Origin of the sequence: Methylobacterium sp. CB376 (assembly GCF_029714205.1) — a bacterium.
Taxonomy (GTDB): domain Bacteria; phylum Pseudomonadota; class Alphaproteobacteria; order Rhizobiales; family Beijerinckiaceae; genus Methylobacterium.
In genome coordinates, this window is record NZ_CP121648.1 from 4866284 (window position 1) to 4881494 (window position 15211).

At 73.2% G+C, this 15211-nt stretch carries 14 protein-coding genes; 9 read left to right on the forward strand and 5 right to left on the reverse strand.

Features of this window, described 5'->3' with window-relative positions; all coding sequences use genetic code 11:
* Positions 1 to 18 precede the first annotated feature (18 nt).
* On the forward strand, positions 19 to 1245 hold the full coding sequence (locus QA634_RS22250) for an MFS transporter (protein ID WP_012334165.1): 1227 nt from the start codon (positions 19 to 21) through the stop codon (positions 1243 to 1245).
* 335 nt (positions 1246 to 1580) lie between these two features.
* Here the strand turns inward: QA634_RS22250 and QA634_RS22255 are convergent, their stop codons facing one another.
* Genes QA634_RS22255 through QA634_RS22265 form a run of 3 tightly spaced genes read right to left on the reverse strand, consistent with a single transcriptional unit; the run spans position 1581 to position 4165 of the window.
* Positions 1581 to 3053 (reverse strand): sensor histidine kinase, encoded by a 1473-nt coding sequence (locus tag QA634_RS22255; protein WP_012334166.1) that lies wholly within the window; start codon positions 3051 to 3053, stop codon positions 1581 to 1583.
* Entirely contained in the window at positions 3050 to 3733 is a 684-nt protein-coding gene (locus tag QA634_RS22260) for a response regulator transcription factor (protein WP_012334167.1), read from the reverse strand. The genes QA634_RS22255 and QA634_RS22260 overlap by 4 nt, the downstream gene beginning before the upstream one ends.
* Before the next feature lie 54 nt (positions 3734 to 3787).
* Positions 3788 to 4165, reverse strand: coding sequence for a PepSY domain-containing protein (locus QA634_RS22265; protein WP_026190474.1), 378 nt, complete (start codon positions 4163 to 4165; stop codon positions 3788 to 3790).
* A 162-nt stretch (positions 4166 to 4327) separates the two neighbouring features.
* Here QA634_RS22265 and QA634_RS22270 point away from each other — a divergent pair, with 162 nt between their 5' ends.
* From QA634_RS22270 to QA634_RS22300, 7 genes are all read left to right on the forward strand, one after another.
* Positions 4328 to 4639 carry a hypothetical protein gene (locus QA634_RS22270; protein WP_012334168.1) on the forward strand — a complete coding sequence of 104 codons (312 nt, stop codon included), beginning with the start codon at positions 4328 to 4330 and terminating at the stop codon, positions 4637 to 4639.
* Positions 4640 to 4746: 107 nt separating this feature from the next.
* Entirely contained in the window at positions 4747 to 5565 is an 819-nt protein-coding gene (locus tag QA634_RS22275; protein WP_012334169.1) for a trypsin-like serine protease, read from the forward strand.
* 156 nt (positions 5566 to 5721) lie between these two features.
* Positions 5722 to 6594 (forward strand): S1 family peptidase, encoded by an 873-nt coding sequence (locus QA634_RS22280; RefSeq protein WP_012334170.1) that lies wholly within the window; start codon positions 5722 to 5724, stop codon positions 6592 to 6594.
* A 69-nt stretch (positions 6595 to 6663) separates the two neighbouring features.
* Positions 6664 to 7053 carry a DoxX family protein gene (locus tag QA634_RS22285; RefSeq protein WP_012334171.1) on the forward strand — a complete coding sequence of 130 codons (390 nt, stop codon included), beginning with the start codon at positions 6664 to 6666 and terminating at the stop codon, positions 7051 to 7053.
* Positions 7054 to 7139: 86 nt separating this feature from the next.
* Positions 7140 to 8168: a PAS domain S-box protein gene (locus QA634_RS22290; protein ID WP_012334172.1), complete on the forward strand. Its 1029-nt coding sequence runs from the start codon at positions 7140 to 7142 to the stop codon at positions 8166 to 8168.
* Positions 8169 to 8234: 66 nt separating this feature from the next.
* Positions 8235 to 8657, forward strand: coding sequence for a SufE family protein (locus QA634_RS22295; protein WP_012334173.1), 423 nt, complete (start codon positions 8235 to 8237; stop codon positions 8655 to 8657).
* 171 nt (positions 8658 to 8828) lie between these two features.
* Positions 8829 to 10973 (forward strand): S9 family peptidase, encoded by a 2145-nt coding sequence (locus tag QA634_RS22300; protein WP_012334174.1) that lies wholly within the window; start codon positions 8829 to 8831, stop codon positions 10971 to 10973.
* Between the two features lie 6 nt (positions 10974 to 10979).
* On the opposite strand, the gene QA634_RS22305 is transcribed toward QA634_RS22300, so the two are convergent.
* A complete protein-coding gene (locus QA634_RS22305) occupies positions 10980 to 11669 on the reverse strand; it encodes an ArsR/SmtB family transcription factor (RefSeq protein ID WP_012334175.1) in 690 nt (229 codons plus the stop codon).
* Positions 11670 to 11780: 111 nt separating this feature from the next.
* Between QA634_RS22305 and QA634_RS22310 the strand changes: the two genes are divergently transcribed.
* Positions 11781 to 12011, forward strand: coding sequence for a DUF1127 domain-containing protein (locus tag QA634_RS22310; protein ID WP_012334176.1), 231 nt, complete (start codon positions 11781 to 11783; stop codon positions 12009 to 12011).
* Between the two features lie 312 nt (positions 12012 to 12323).
* On the opposite strand, the gene gyrA is transcribed toward QA634_RS22310, so the two are convergent.
* On the reverse strand, positions 12324 to 15062 hold the full coding sequence (gyrA, locus tag QA634_RS22315; protein WP_043701489.1) for a DNA gyrase subunit A: 2739 nt from the start codon (positions 15060 to 15062) through the stop codon (positions 12324 to 12326).
* Positions 15063 to 15211: the final 149 nt, after the last annotated feature.

A 15211-nucleotide genomic window follows, 5' to 3' on the forward strand; every position in this document is an offset into this window, starting at 1 on the left:
CGGAGCCGGCCAAGCCGCATGCCCTCCGCCTTCCCCGATCCCGCCCGCCCCGCGGCGGCAGATCCGCGCGCGCGCCGTCCCGGTCTCGCGCTCCTGGCGCTCGCCACGGGCGGCTTCGCGATCGGCACGACCGAATTCGCCGCGATGAGCCTCGTCCCGGACTTCGCCCCGGATCTCGGCATCGACGCGCCGACCGCCGGCCACGTGATCAGCGCCTACGCGCTCGGCGTGGTGGTGGGGGCACCGGTCATCGCCGTGCTGGCGGCCCGGATCGCGCGGCGCACGCTCCTGATCGGCCTGATGCTGCTCTTCGCGCTCGGCAACGGCCTCTCGGCCCTGGCGCCGGGCTACCCCAGCATGCTGGCTTGCCGCTTCCTGGCCGGCCTCCCGCACGGCGCCTATTTCGGCGTTGCGGCCCTGGTCGCCGCCTCCCTGGTCGCGCCCGCCCGCCGCGCGCAGGCGGTGGCGCGCGTGCTCGCCGGGCTCACGGTCGCCACCATCGTGGGCGTGCCGCTCGCGAACCTCGTCGGCCTCTGGATCGGTTGGCGCTGGAGCTTCGCCCTCGTGGCCGGGCTCGCCCTCCTCACCGCGCTCCTGGTGCGGCTCCTCGCGCCGCTCGGCCCGGCCGCCCCCGGCGCGAGCGCCCTGCGGGAGCTCGGGGCGCTGCGGCGGGGCCAGGTCTGGCTCACCCTCGCCACCGGGGCGATCGGCTTCGGCGGGCTGTTCGCGGTCTACACCTATCTCGCCTCGACGCTGCTCGGCGTCGCGCGGGCCGCGCCCGGGACGGTGCCGGTGCTGCTCGGCCTGTTCGGGCTCGGCCTCACCATCGGCAACCTCGTCTGCGCCTGGGCCGCCGACCGGTTCCAGATGCCGGCCGCGGGGGCCACGCTGGTCTGGAGCGCGGCGGCGCTCGCCCTCTACCCGGCCGCGACCGCAAGCCTGTGGACCCTGGCCCCGGTGGTGTTCCTGATCGGCTGCGGCGGCGGGCTCTCGACCATCCTGCAGACCCGCCTGATGGACGTGGCACAGGACGCGCAGACGCTGGCGGCGGCGCTCAACCACTCGGCCTTCAACGTCGCCAACGCGCTCGGCCCCTGGCTCGCGGGCCTCGTGCTGGCGCGGGGCTTCGGCCTGCCGGCGACCGGCTATGTCGGCGCGGCGCTCGCGCTCGGCGGGCTGGCGATCTGGGCCGTCTCGCTCGCGGCCGAGCGCGGGGAGGCGCGCGGCCTCCAGGCCGCGGAGTAGCGCGGCCGTGCTTCGCGCAAGCCGCCTGTCCGCGTCGCGCGCCGGCCGGTTGCGCGGCGAGATCGCCGCCCCGGCGCGCTCCCTCGCGCCGCGACACCGGTCGGATCATGGTGGCGCGTTCAGCGTCGGTGCGGCGAGGACGCCGCGCCCGGCTCGATGCGCCCGAGCGCCAGGTCACGCGCTGCGGCGCGACCCCGACGTGATCGACCGCTCCCGGGTGAGCGGCCCCGGCCGGCAGGTGCGGATCAACGCCATCCCGCGCGAGGCGCTGGCGCGCGGGTGAGGCGCCGGGACCCACTGCGACGCGGCGGCGCGCGACGGCTCCGGCCCCGCGCTCAGGCCTTGGGGCTCGCATCCCCCGGGATCTCGACCACCGCCCGCAGACCCCCGAGGCTCGCCGCTTCGAGGCGCAGCCGTCCGCGGTAGAGCGTGGCGAGGTCGGCGACGATCGAGAGGCCGAGCCCCGAGCCCGGCTTGGTCTCGTCGAGCCGCCGGCCGCGCTTGAGCACCGCGACGCGGGCCTCGGGCGGCAGGCCCGGCCCGTCATCCTCGACGGTGACGATCAGGTGCGGGTACTCGCCCTGGCCGATCACCTCCGCGCGGATCGCCACCCGGCCCGCCGCCCATTTCGAGGCGTTGTCGACGAGGTTGCCGATCATCTCCTCCAGATCCTGCCGCTCGCCCCGGAAGCGCAGGCCCGGGGTGATCGCGGCGTCGAAGGCCAGGGTCTTGTCCCGGTAGATCTTGCCGAAGGTGCGGATCAGCGCCGCCACGACCGGTTCCACGTCCGTGAAGGTGCCGAGCGTGCCGGCGAGCGCGGCCGCGCGGGCGCGGTCGAGGTGGTAGTTGACTTGGTCGCGCATGATCGCGGCCTGCTCGCGGATCTTGCCGGCGAGCTCGCTCGACGCGTCCACCGCCTCGGCCTCGTTCACGATGATGCTCAGCGGGGTCTTGAGGGCGTGGGCGAGGTTGCCGACCTGGGTCCGCGCCCGCTCCAGGATCTCGCGGTTCGTCTCGATCAGCAGGTTCACCTCGCCGGCGAGCGGGGCGATGTCGTGCGGGTAATCGCCCGAGATCCGGTCGGCCTCGCCGCGGCGGATGGCGCCGAGCGCCGCGCGCAGCTTGGTGAGCGGGGCGAGACCGAATCGGATCTGCAGCAGGGTCGTGAGGCCGAGCGACAGGCCGAGCATCGAGAAGGTGGTGACCAGCGCCATGCTGAAGCGGCGCATGTCGGACTCGATCTCGTCCGAGGGGCCGGCGACCCGCACGACGTAGCGGCCCTCCTCGCCGAGATCGACCGTGCGCTCGATGATCCGCAGCGGCCGCTCGTCCTGGGCGCGGCCGTAGCCCTTGCGCAATTGCCCGGCGCCGGCCTCGCCCACCGCGTTGTCCGGGGGCGGCAGCGGCACCCCGACCAGGGAGCGCGAGGTGCGGATGTCGCGCGGCTTCGCGTTCGGGCGGCCGACCTGCCAGTACCAGCCGGAGAGCGGCAGGTCGAAGCGCGGATCCCCGAGCGTGCCGAGCGCCCTTCCCTCGCTGTCGCCGGGCGAGACGAGGTTGGTGGCGAGGTCGTTCGCGTAGACGATGAGGCGGCTGTCGAAGGCGCGCTCCGTCGTCTCGCGGTAGAGGGTCGACAGGATGAGGCCCGCGATCAGCAGGATCAGGGCGCTCGACAGCAGCGCCGAGACCGCGAGGCGCACCGCGATCGAGCGCCGCCGCCACGGGCGCCAGGCCGGCGCGCGGGCCGGGGCGGCGGCCTCGGTCTCCGGGCCGACGCTGCCGGCGACGCCGCGGGCGGGCGCGTTCATGCGCCGCTCGCGCCAGACCCGCCGCCCGGATCGATCAGGTAGCCGAGGCCGCGCACGGTCTGGATCAGGTCGACGGCGAGCTTCTTGCGCAGCCGCCCGACGAAGACCTCGATGGTGTTCGAGTCGCGGTCGAAATCCTGGTCGTAGAGGTGCTCGGTGAGCTCCGCCCGCGACACCACCCGGCCGGTATGGTGCATGAGGTAGGAGAGCAGCCGGTACTCGTGCGAGGTGAGCTTGACCGGGCTGCCGTTCACGAAGACCCGGCCCGAGCGGGTGTCGAGGGTGACCGGCCCGGCGCTGATCTGGCTCGACGCGTGGCCGGCCGCCCGGCGCAGGATCGCCCGCACCCGCGCGAGCAGCTCCTCCATGTGGAAGGGCTTGGTGACGTAGTCGTCGGCCCCGGCGTCGAAGCCGTTGACCTTGTCGCTCCAGCGGTCGCGGGCGGTCAGGATGATGACGGGGGTCTTCACCTGGGCCCGGCGCCAGCCCGACAGCACCGTCACGCCGTCCTGCTTGGGCAGGCCCATGTCGAGGATGATGCAGTCGTAGGGCTCGGTCTCGCCCAGATAGGCGCCCTCCTCGCCGTCGAAGGCCTTGTCCACCGCGTAGCCCGCCTGTTCCAGGGCGGTCACCACCTGCCGGTTGAGATCCCGGTCATCCTCGACGATGAGCAGACGCACGGCAGGCCTCGCTGCGCTTCACCACACTCGGCTCCGGACGCGGCGTCCGGGGCCTCACCACTGGCCGGCCACTTGACCCGACCGGGCATCCACCACGACGTGCACGAACTGCCCGTCCCGGCGCAAGGCCGTGAGCATGTAGACCAGCGCCTCGTTGCGGCGGCAGAGATTGGCGCGCACGATGTCGGCCCGCGGCACCGCCGCCTGCGCGGCCCGGATCGCCGCCACCGGCTCGACGACGCGCTTCTCCGCCACGGCCTCGCGCAGGTCCCCGGGCGACAGGCAGGTCTGCCCCGCCTGCGACAGCCGGGTCGTCTGCGTCGGCGCCGCCACGGTCCCGGTCTCCGCCCTGTCCTGGGCGAGCGCGTACCAGCCCATCGCTCCGATGAGCCCGGCAGCCCCCAGGGCCGAGATGGCAACCGCGTGTCGCATGGCCGAACCATCTCGCCGAGGCACTGAATGCGGCCTGAATGGCGGGGCGTCGGCCCGCCACGCCGCGGCCGGCCGTGCCGAGACGCACCGAGGGATCCGTCAAGGTTAGCGATTGGTTAAGCGCTCGGGCCGAGCTTGGTCGGGATCGGCGGGGGAGGGGGCATGGCGGAGACGGGGAACGGATCCGGGCGCGGGGCCGTCCGGCGGTGGGCCGCGGCCCTCGCCTGCGCGGTGCTGGCGGTGCCGGCTGCCCGCGCGCAGGAGGGCGAGGCGCCGCTCTTCCTGCGCATCCGCCCGCAGAGCGAGATCGGCGCGGGCGGGTCGGCCGACGCGCAGGCGCAGGCCGCGGCGGCGCGGGCCGCCTTCGAGGCGCGCATCACCGCGCGGGCCAACCGCGCGATCGCCTCGGTCTGCACCGGATGCCTCGTCCCCGACGCGGTCGTGGCGGGCGTGTTCGCCACGGGACCGAACTGACGAGCCCCCTCGCGGCGGGGAACGGCCGCAACCGGCTGTGGACGACCGGGCCCGCGACGGTGCAGAGGCGGGGTCCGGACCTTCCCGCAGCCCGTCGGCGCCCCGCCATGCCCTCAGCGACGCTCCTTTCCCTCCTCGCGGCGGCCGGCCGGCTCGCCGCCCTGGCGCCGGCCGCAGTGGCCGGCCGGCTCGCCGCCCTGGCGCCGGCCGCGGCGGCCTGCTGGCTCGCCGCCCTGGCACCCGCCGCGGCGGTGATCGGCGGGCGGGACGATCCCGGCGGCCCGCTCGCGGGCTCGGCCGTGATGGTGCTCTCCTCCCGCGGCGGCGTCTGCAGCGGCGTCGTGCTCGCCCCGACCGTGGTTCTCACGGCCGGCCATTGCGCCGCGCCCGGCGCGGAGCACCGGGTGCATTTCCGCGACGGCGCGGGCGAGCCCGTGCTGCTGCCGCTCGCCGAGGCGGCGGTGCATCCCGGCTTCGACCCGGGCGCCGTCGCGGGGCGCCGCCGCTCGATCGACCTCGCGCTCCTGCGCCTGCCCGCCCCGCTGCCCGCCCGCTTCGCCCCGGCGCCGCTCTCCGCCGCCCCGCCCCGGGCCGGGGCCGCCCTCACCCTCGGCGGCTACGGCCTCGCCCGTCCGCGCGATCCGCGCAGCAGCGGCACCTACCGGGTCGCGGCGCTGCCGGCCGTCGAACCGCACGGGCCGAGCCGGATCCTGGTCTGGCTGCGGGCGGCGGACGGGGTCGCGGGCGCCTGCGAGGGCGATTCCGGCGGACCGATCACCGCCGCGGACCGCGTCGTCGCGGTCACGACCTGGACCAGCGGTCCGGGAGGTTGCGGCGGTTTCTCCCAGGGCGTGCTTCTCGGGCCACAGCGCGCCTGGATCGACGGGATCCTGTCGCGCTGGAGCGTCGTCGCGCGCTGGGAATGACCGGTTCTCGCCCGGTACACGGGAAGGCGGACGCTTCGACTTCGCGGTCGGACGCCTCACGATCCTGTTTACGCTGCGCGCGGATTGTTTCGGAACCGGAAGCCGGCGGCGAGACTTCCCTTGTCGAGCGTGGCCGGAGGCCTCACAGTTCACCACATGCGCTTCGTCTCGACCCGATTCCTGTCCGTCCTGGCCGCCGCGGCCGCGAGCCTTCCCGCCCTGTTCGGCGCAGGTGGAGCCGGGGCCGTCGTCCTCGGCGAGATCGAGCGCGACCCCAACGGCTTGCGCGGCTCGGTCGTGCGCATCGAGAGCACCACGGGCGAGATGTGCTCCGGCTCCCTGATCGACCAGGATCTGGTGCTGACCGCCGCGCATTGCGTCATGCATCGGGCGGGCTACTGGGTCGTCGTGACCGACCGCGGCTTCCGCCAGCGGCGCCTGCGCGCGGTCGCGGCGGCGATGCATCCCGATTTCGTGTCCGGGACCACGCCCGAGGATCAGCCGGGCACCGATCTCGCCATCCTCAAGCTCAGCGAGCGGCTCGGGCCGGACTTCCAGCCCCTGACGCTGCGGGGCGGCGGCGGGATCTCGGCCGGGGATCCGGTCTCCATCGCGGGCTACGGGGTCGTGGCCGAGAACCGGCGCGGCACCGCCCGGGTCCTGCGCCAGGCCCGGCTCGTGTCCCTCGGCGACCTCCAGGTCGCCAACACCGTGACCGTGGTGGCGGATCGCCGCAGCCTCGCCGAGACGGCGGGGGCCGGCGCCTGCCTGGGGGATTCCGGCGGCCCGATCCTCAAGGGCAGCGCGGGCAGCTACCAGCTGGTCGGGGTCGTGAGCTGGTCGAGCGGCGCCGCCCAGCAGGGCCGCGTGCGCACGGCCTGCGGGGGCTTCACCGCCGTGACCCCGATCGCCCGGCACACCGACTGGATCTCGGCCCGCGCCGCGGACCTCTCGCGCTACCAGCCGGGCGACGAGGCGGCGACCCGCAGCCTGCGCGGCAACCCGGCCGACTGGACGGGCGGCCGCTGAGCGGTCCTACCCGAGCTTGACGGTGCGGCGACCGGGCTCCTATCCGGGCCCCGATCCGGAGGAGTCCCGATGACCAACGCCGTGCTGCTCGTGGCCCGCCTCTGCGTGGTGGCCCTGTTCCTCTGGTCCGGTTTCGGGAAGCTCATGAACCCGGGCGGCGTGACCGCCGCGATCGCCGGCAAGGGCCTGCCGGCGCCCCAGATCCTCGCCTACCTCACCATCGCGGCCGAACTCGGCCTCGGCGCGTTGATCGCGCTCGGCCTCTACGCCCGCGCGGCGGCCGTCGCGCTCGCCGCCTTCACCGTGCTGACGGTCGTGTTCTTCCACAATTTCTGGGCCATGACTGGAGAAGCCGTGCGCACCAATCAGATTCAGGCCCTGAAAAATCTCTCGATCATCGGGGCGCTGTTGATGATCGCCGCAGTCGGTCCGGGGCGCCTCGCGGTCAACCAGCGTTAACGCCTGTTACACGCACGGAACGGCGGGGAGGCCGGCACGTTGACCGCGCTCCGAAGGAGACAACCGGCAGAGCGGGCAAAACGGACATGGCCGCAGACACATCGTCGACCGGGGCGGCCGACCCGCTTGCCGCCGTGAGCCCGGCCTTCCGCCTCTTCGCGGAGGGAGCGGCGCTCCCGATCTGGCGCACCGACCCGCAGGCGCGCTGCATCTACGTCAATCCGGCCTGGCTCGCCTTCCGGGGCCGCGAGGCGGCGGAGGAGCTCGGCCACGGCTGGCGGGACGGCGTGCACCCGGAGGATCGCGGCGCCCACGACGACCTGGTCTCGGCGGCCCACACGGACCGCACCAGCTTCACCTCCGAGTACCGCCTGCGCCGCCACGACGGCGACTTCCGCTGGATGCTCGGCCAGGGCACGCCTCTCTTCGAGGACGGCACCTTCCAGGGCTATTGCGGAACCTGCTTCGACATCACCGACCGGCGCCGGGCCGAGGAGCACGCCGCCCACGCCGCGGCCGAGAAGGAGGCGCTGCTTGCGGAAGTCTACCACCGCGTGCGCAACAACCTTCAGGTGATGGTGAGCCTGATCGGCCTCTACGGCCGCGCGGCGCCGCAGCCGTGCCGGCCGGCCTTCGACGCGCTGGGGCAGCGGGTGCGGGCGATCGCGCTGGTCCAGCAGCACCTGCACGAGGCGCCGGCCATCGCCAGCATCGATCTCGCCGAGTACCTGCAGCGGCTCGGCCGCGGCCTCGCGCAGCTGCGCCGGGCAGGGCGGATCGTGGTCGAGGTGGCGGCGGAGCGCTCGGCCCTGCTCCAGCCGCGCACCGCCAACGCGCTGGGCATGATCCTGGCCGAGGTGGTGGCGGAGGGCCTCGACGCGACGCCCGAGAGCGCGACCTGCTTCACCTCGGTGCTGATCCCCGACGCCCCGCCCGGCGAGCCGGTCCGGGTCCGGGTGATCTCGGGCGGGATCGGCAACGGCGCGGTCACCGTCGCGCCGCCGAAGCTCGGCCCGCGGCTGATCGCGGCCTATGCCGGGCAGGCGGAGATCGTGGCGTCCGGCGAGGCGACCGCCGAGGCGCCCCTCGAATTGCTGCTGCCGGTGCCCGCGTGACGTCCGGGTGGCGTGGCCGGCCGCTCGTCCCTATATCCCGGCCATCGACCCGGAACCCTTCCCGCCATGCTGCCGCCCATCGCCGAGATCGTGGACAATTTCGCGTTCCTGGAGGAGTGGGAGGACCGCCACCAGTACCTGATGGAACTCGGCCGCAAGCTGCCGCCGATGCCCGCCGAGGCGCGGAGCGACGCCAACAAGGTGCGGGGCTGCGTCAGCCAGGTCTGGCTCGAGACCCTGGTCGATCGATCGGACGGCACGCCCCGCCTGCATTTCCTGGGCGATTCGGACGCGCACATCACCAAGGGCGTGGTCGCCGTGCTGATCGCCTTCTTCGACGGCCGCACGGCGGTGGACGCCGCGCGGGCGGACGCGCTCGGCCTGTTCCAGCAGCTCGGCCTCTCCGAGCACCTGACCGCGCAGCGCTCCAACGGCGCGCGGGCCATGATGGAGCGCATCCGCTCCGACGCGGCGCGGCTGGCAGCCTGATCCCGCTCGCGCGAAGGCAGCCGTTTCCGCGAGGAAGCGGGTGAGCCGTCCGGGCATGCGGTCGCACGGCTTGCACCGGCGGGCCTCCGGCGGCACATGGCACTGGTTGATTCTGGCACCGGTTGACTCTGGCACCGATGGCCTCCGGCACCGATTGCCTCTCACGCGGTAATGTCCATGACTTCGTCCCTTCGGCCGAGCTTGCCTTCCCCGACGGCGCCCGCGCGGCCCCACAGCTTCACCGTTCACGGGCGCACCGTCGAGGACCCCTATGCCTGGCTGAAGGCGGCGAATTGGCGGGAGGTGCTCAAGGATCCGGCGGCCCTGCCGGCGGAGATCCGGACCTACCTGGAGGCGGAGAACGCCTACGCGGAGGCGGCGCTCGGCCCGACCGCGTCCCTGCGCAAGACCCTCGTCGCCGAGATGCGCGCGCGGATCCGCGAGGATGAGAGCAGCGTCCCCAACGTCGACGGTCCCTTCGCCTACTACACCCGTCACCGGGAGGGGGGGCAGCATCCCCTGGTCTGCCGCCGTCCCGCCGCCGGGATCGAGGCGGTGCCGGTCGAGCGCCTCGCGGGCGAGGGCGAGGAGATCCTGATCGACGGCGACCGCGAGGGCGAGGGCCACGCCTTCTTCGATCTGTCGAGCGTGGCCCATTCGGACGACCATCGCCTGCTGGCCTGGAGCGCCGACACCAAGGGATCCGAACTCTACACGATCCGGGTGCGCGACCTCGCCTCCGGCCGGGACCGCGAGGACGCCGTCCTGGCGACGACCGGGGAGGCGGTCTGGAGCGCGGACGGCGCGGCCTTCTGGTACGTCGCCGTCGACGAGAACCACCGGCCGGCCAAGGTGATGCTGCACCGGCTCGGCACCCCCCAGGTCGACGACGAGACGGTCTACGAGGAGCCCGATTCCGGCTTCTTCGTCGGCATCGAGGAGACCCAGTCCGGCGCCTTCCTGGCCATCACGGCCAACGACCACGAGACCTCCGAGGTCCACCTGATCGACAGGGCGCGGCCGGGCACCTTCTACCGGACCGTCGCGCCGCGGACCGACAAGCTGATCTACTCGGTGGAGCACCGCGGCGACGAGCTCTTCATCCGCACCAACGCGGACGGGGCGGAGGATTTCAAGATCGTGGTGGCGCCGCTCGCCGATCCGGGCCGGGCAAACTGGCGCGACCTCATCCCGCACCGCCCGGGCGTGATGATCCGCTTCCTACACGTGCTGGCGCGGCACCTCGTGCGGCTGGAACTGGAGAATGCGCGGCCGCGGCTGATCGTCCGGGACGCGGCCGGCGACGAGCACGCGGTGGCCTTCGAGGAGGAGGCCTACTCGCTCGGCCTGCTGCCGGGCCTGGCCTTCGACACCGACGAGGCGCGCTTCGTCTACTCGTCCCTGACCACGCCGGCGGAGATCTACGATTACGACCTCTCGACCCGCACCCGGCGCCTGCGCAAGCGCCAGGAGGTGCCGAGCGGCCACGACCCGGCGCGCTACGTGACCCGCCGCCTGTTCGCGACCGCGCCGGACGGGGAGCGCGTGCCGATCTCGCTCTTCCACCGCCGCGACTGCCCGCTCGACGGCACGGCGCCGCTCCTCCTCTACGGCTACGGCTCCTACGGCTCGCTGATGTCGGCGAGCTTCCGCACCAACCCGCTCTCGCTCGTGGACCGCGGCTTCGTCTACGCCATCGCGCATGTCCGCGGCGGCACCGAGAAGGGCTGGCGCTGGTACCTCGACGGCAAGCGCGAGAAGAAGCCGAACACTTTCTCGGATTTCGTCGCCTGCGCCGGCGCGCTGATCGAGGCCCGCTATACCTCGGCCGGCAGGATCGTCGCCCATGGCGGCAGCGCGGGCGGGATGCTGATGGGGGCGGTGGCCAACCTCGCGCCCGAGCTCTTCGCCGGCATCGTGGCGGACGTGCCCTTCGTGGACGTGCTCAACACGATGCTCGACGGCGACCTGCCGCTGACCCCGCCGGAATGGCCCGAATGGGGCAATCCGGGCGCGGACCCGAAGGCCTTCGAGACCATCCTGTCCTACTCGCCCTACGACAACCTGCGGGCCGCCGCCTATCCGGCGATCCTGGCGCTGGGGGGCCTGACGGATCCCCGGGTGACCTACTGGGAGCCCGCGAAATGGGTGGCGCGCCTGCGCGCCACCATGACCGGGGGCGGTCCGGTCCTGCTGCGCATCAACATGGAGGCGGGGCACGGGGGCGCGGCCGGGCGCTTCGACCGGCTGGAAGAGGTGGCGCTGATCTACGCCTTCGCGCTCGCCGTGGCCGGCAAGGCGGGGGAGGCCGCCTGATTCGCCTCAGGGCAGCGCGACCCCGAAGGCCTCGCGGTAGCCGCGCCGGCCTTCGGGCGTGATGAGCAGGGCCCGCGACCCGGCCTCGCGCCGGATCCAGCCCTGATCGAGGCCGTGCGCGCAGAGGGCGGCGCCGAGGCGCCCTGCGAGGTGCGGCCGCCGCTCGCTCCAGTCGAGGCAGGGGCGGCACAGGGGGGCACCGCGCGCGGGGCCGGTCACCGGGAGGGCGACGCCGAGGGCCGTGAGCCGGGCCAGCCCGGTCGGCGTGACGAGCCCCGCCTCCTCCGCGATCTCGATCCAGCCCGCCGCGGCCAGGGCCTCGGCGAGCGCGACGCCGAGCCGCCCGGCGATGTGGTCGTAGCAGGTGCGGGCGAGGCGCAGGCGCGCGTCGCGCGGTCCGGTGGGGGGCCCGGGGGCGGCCTCCCCGGCGACCTGCATCAGGCCCTCGATCAGGTGCGCGACGGCCGGACCGGCGAGGCGGTGGTAGCGGTGGCGGCCCTGGCGGGCGACGACGAGGAGGCCGGCCCGGGTCAGCTGCGCGAGGTGGCCGCTCGCGGTCTGGGGCGTGATCCCGGCGACCCCGGCGAGTTCGCCCGCCGTGAGCGCGCGCCCGTCCATGAGCGCCTGCATCATCGCCGCCCGGGCGGGATCGCCGATCAGGGCGCCGAGCTGCGCGATCGTGGCGGTGGTGACCATCCGGAAGCCCTCCTGCCCGAGAGGTAGCACGGGAGGACGCGCCACGCTTCGGCCGCGGCCGCAGCATCGGGCGCGGGCCGGCGGCAGGGTGAGGCCAGGAGCCAGCCCGCTATGGGCCAGCCCGCTATGAGCCAGCCCGCCGTGATCCAGCCCGACAGGACCCACCCCGCGCCGCTCGCTGCTCCGTTGCGCGCGCGGCTGCGCGCGCTCCTCGTGCTCTGCCTGCGGCACCACCGCACCCGCTGGGAGCTGCGCGACCTGAGCCCGCACCTCCTGGCGGATATCGGCCTCGACGAGGATCGACGGCAGGCGGAATGCGCGAAGCCGTTCTGGCGCGGTTGAGCGGGCAGCCGGAGCGGAGAGGGCGCGGTCAGTACGGGCAGGCGAGACCGGCGGTCATGGCCCAGGACCGTTGGTTCCGTTCGCGAATCGCCGCCGAGCCCTGGGCTTGGTGCCGACGATTGGTAAGGGCCGACGGCCCGACGCGTCCGCATGCTGGGCCGCCGGTGTGACCCCACCCCTCACGGCGCGGTCCCGTGCTCGCCCCCGGACCGGCATGAGCCATGCCGGGCGTCGCGCGCGAGGACGCGGCGAGCCCCGCTTCGGCGGCCGGAGCGGCGCGGTTGATCGGCCTCGGCGGCGAGGGGGCGGGGATCAATTGCCCTCGCCCTCCTCCTCGCTCTCGCCCTCGCCCTCGATGTGCTCGACCGAGACGACGCGCTCGTCCTTGGCGGTGTTGAACACCGTCACGCCCTGGGAGGCCCGCCCGACGATGCGGATGTCGTCCACCGGCACGCGGATGAGCTGGCCGCCATTGGTCACCAGCATGATCTGATCGCTCGTCTCGACCGGGAAGGAGGCGACGAGGTGGCCGTTGCGGGTGTTCACCTCCATGGCCTTGATGCCTTTGCCGCCGCGCCCGGAGATCCGGTACTCGAAGGAGGAGGTGCGCTTGCCGAAGCCGCGCTCGGAGAGGGTCAGCACGAACTGCTCCGCCGCCCCCATGGCGATGTAGCGCTCCTGATCGAGGTCGATCGAGGCCGCGGTCTCCTCGCCGTCCGCCTCCGGCGTCGCGGGCAGCTCGATCGCCTCGCCGGTCGCCCGGCGGTCGGCGTTGGCCCGGCGCAGATAGGCCTGCCGCTCCTCCGGCGTGGCCTCGAAGTGGCGCAGGATCGTCATGGAGATCACCCGGTCGCCGCTGCCGAGGTTGATGCCGCGCACGCCGGTCGAGTCGCGGCCCTTGAACACCCGCACGTCGGTGACCGGGAAGCGGATGCACTGCCCCGCCGCCGTCGTCAGCAGGACGTCGTCGGCCTCGGTGCAGATCTCGACATGGACGATGTGGTCGCCCTCGTCGAGCTTCATGGCGATCTTGCCGTTGCGGTTGACCTGCACGAAGTCGGACAGCTTGTTGCGCCGGACGTGGCCGCTCGCCGTCGCGAACATGACGTCGAGCGTTTCCCAGGACGCCTCGTCCTCCGGCAGCGGCATGATCGTGGTGATCCGCTCGCCCGACGTGTCGAGGGGCAGGATGTTGACGAGCGCCTTGCCGCGGGCGTTCGGGGCCGCGAGCGGCAGCCGCCAGACCTTCTCCTTGTAGGCCTGTCCCTGCGAGGAGAAGAACAGCACCGGGGTGTGGGTGTTGGCGACGAAGAGCCGGGTGACGAAATCCTCGTCGCGGGTCGTCATGCCGGAGCGGCCCTTGCCGCCGCGCCGCTGCGCCCGGTAGGTCGAGAGCGGCACCCGCTTGATGTAGCCGGCGTGCGACACGGTCACGACCATGTCCTCGCGCTGGATCAGGTCCTCGTCCTCGACGGTCGAGTCCCAGTCCTGGATCTCGGTCCTGCGCGGGGTCGCGAACTCGGCCCGCACCTCCGCGAGTTCGGCCTTGACGATGCCGAGGATGCGCGCGCGCGAGCGCAGGATGTCGAGGTAGTCGGCGATCTCGTCGGCGAGCTGCTTCAGCTCGTCCCCGACCTCGTCGCGGCCGAGCGCCGTCAGGCGCTGCAGGCGCAGGTCCAGGATGGCGCGGGCCTGCGCGTCGGACAGCCGGTAGGTGCCGTCATCGGCGACGCGGTGGCGCGGATCGTCCACGAGGGCGATCAGCGGCGCGATGTCGACGGCCGGCCAGTCGCGGGCCATCAGCGCCTCGCGGGCGCTGTTCGGATCCGGCGAGGTGCGGATCAGCCGGATGACCTCGTCGATGTTGGCGACCGCGATGGCGAGGCCGCACAGGACGTGGGCGCGCTCGCGCGCCTTCCTCAGCAGGAACTTGGTGCGCCGGGAGACGACCTCCTCGCGGAAGTCGATGAAGGCCTGGATCAGGTCCTTGAGGTTGAGGAGCTCAGGGCGGCCGCCGTTCAGCGCCACCATGTTGCAGCCGAAGGAGGTCTGCAGCGGCGTGTACCGGTAGAGCTGGTTGAGGACGACGTCCGCCATCGCGTCGCGCTTGAGTTCGACCACGATGCGCATGCCGTCGCGGTCGGATTCGTCGCGCAGATCCGACACGCCCTCGATGCGCTTGTCGCGCACGAGCTCGGCGATCTTCTCCACCAGGGAGGCCTTGTTCACCTGATAGGGGATCTCGGTGAAGACCAGCGCCTCGCGCTCCTTGCGGATCTCCTCCACGTGCGACTTGGCGCGCATGATCACCGAGCCGCGGCCGGTCATGTAGGCGGCGCGGGTGCCGGCGCGGCCGAGGATCTGGCCGCCGGTCGGGAAGTCGGGACCCGGGATGATCTCGTTCAGGCCCTCGATGGTGAGGGCGGGATCGTCGATCAGCGCGATGCAGCCTTCGATCACCTCGCCGAGATTGTGCGGCGGGATGTTGGTCGCCATGCCGACCGCGATGCCGCCGGCGCCGTTGACGAGGAGGTTCGGGAAGCGGGCGGGCAGCACCGCCGGCTCGTCCTTCGACTCGTCGTAGTTCGGGTTGAAGTCGACCGTGTTCTTGTCGATGTCCTCGAGCAGCGCCATGGCGGGCTTGGCGAGGCGCGATTCCGTGTAGCGCATCGCCGCCGGCGGATCGCCGTCGATCGAGCCGAAATTGCCCTGGCCATCGACCAGCATCAGCCGCATGGCGAAATCCTGCGCCATGCGGACCAGCGCGTCGTAGATCGACTGGTCGCCGTGCGGGTGATACTGACCCATCACGTCGCCGACGATGCGCGCCGACTTGACGTACTTGCGTTCCGGCAGGTAGCCGTTCTCGTACATCGAGTAGAGGATGCGCCGGTGGACGGGCTTGAGGCCGTCGCGCGCGTCCGGCAGCGCCCGGCTCACGATCACGCTCATCGCGTAATCGAGGTAGGAGCGGCGCATCTCGTCGGTGATGGAAACGGGCTTGATGTCGCTGGCGGGCGGGGGAGCGCCAGTCTCGTCTTTCTCTGCCAAGGTCACACTCTCGCGGGGGCCGACGGGGCCACGGGGAAACTAGCCGATTTCGGGTGCCGCCGCCAGCAGCGCGGCAGTGGCCGGAATGGATGCGCCAGCAATGATTTAGATGGGGTTTCCGGGTCCCCCGCGCAACCCGGATCCGGCCG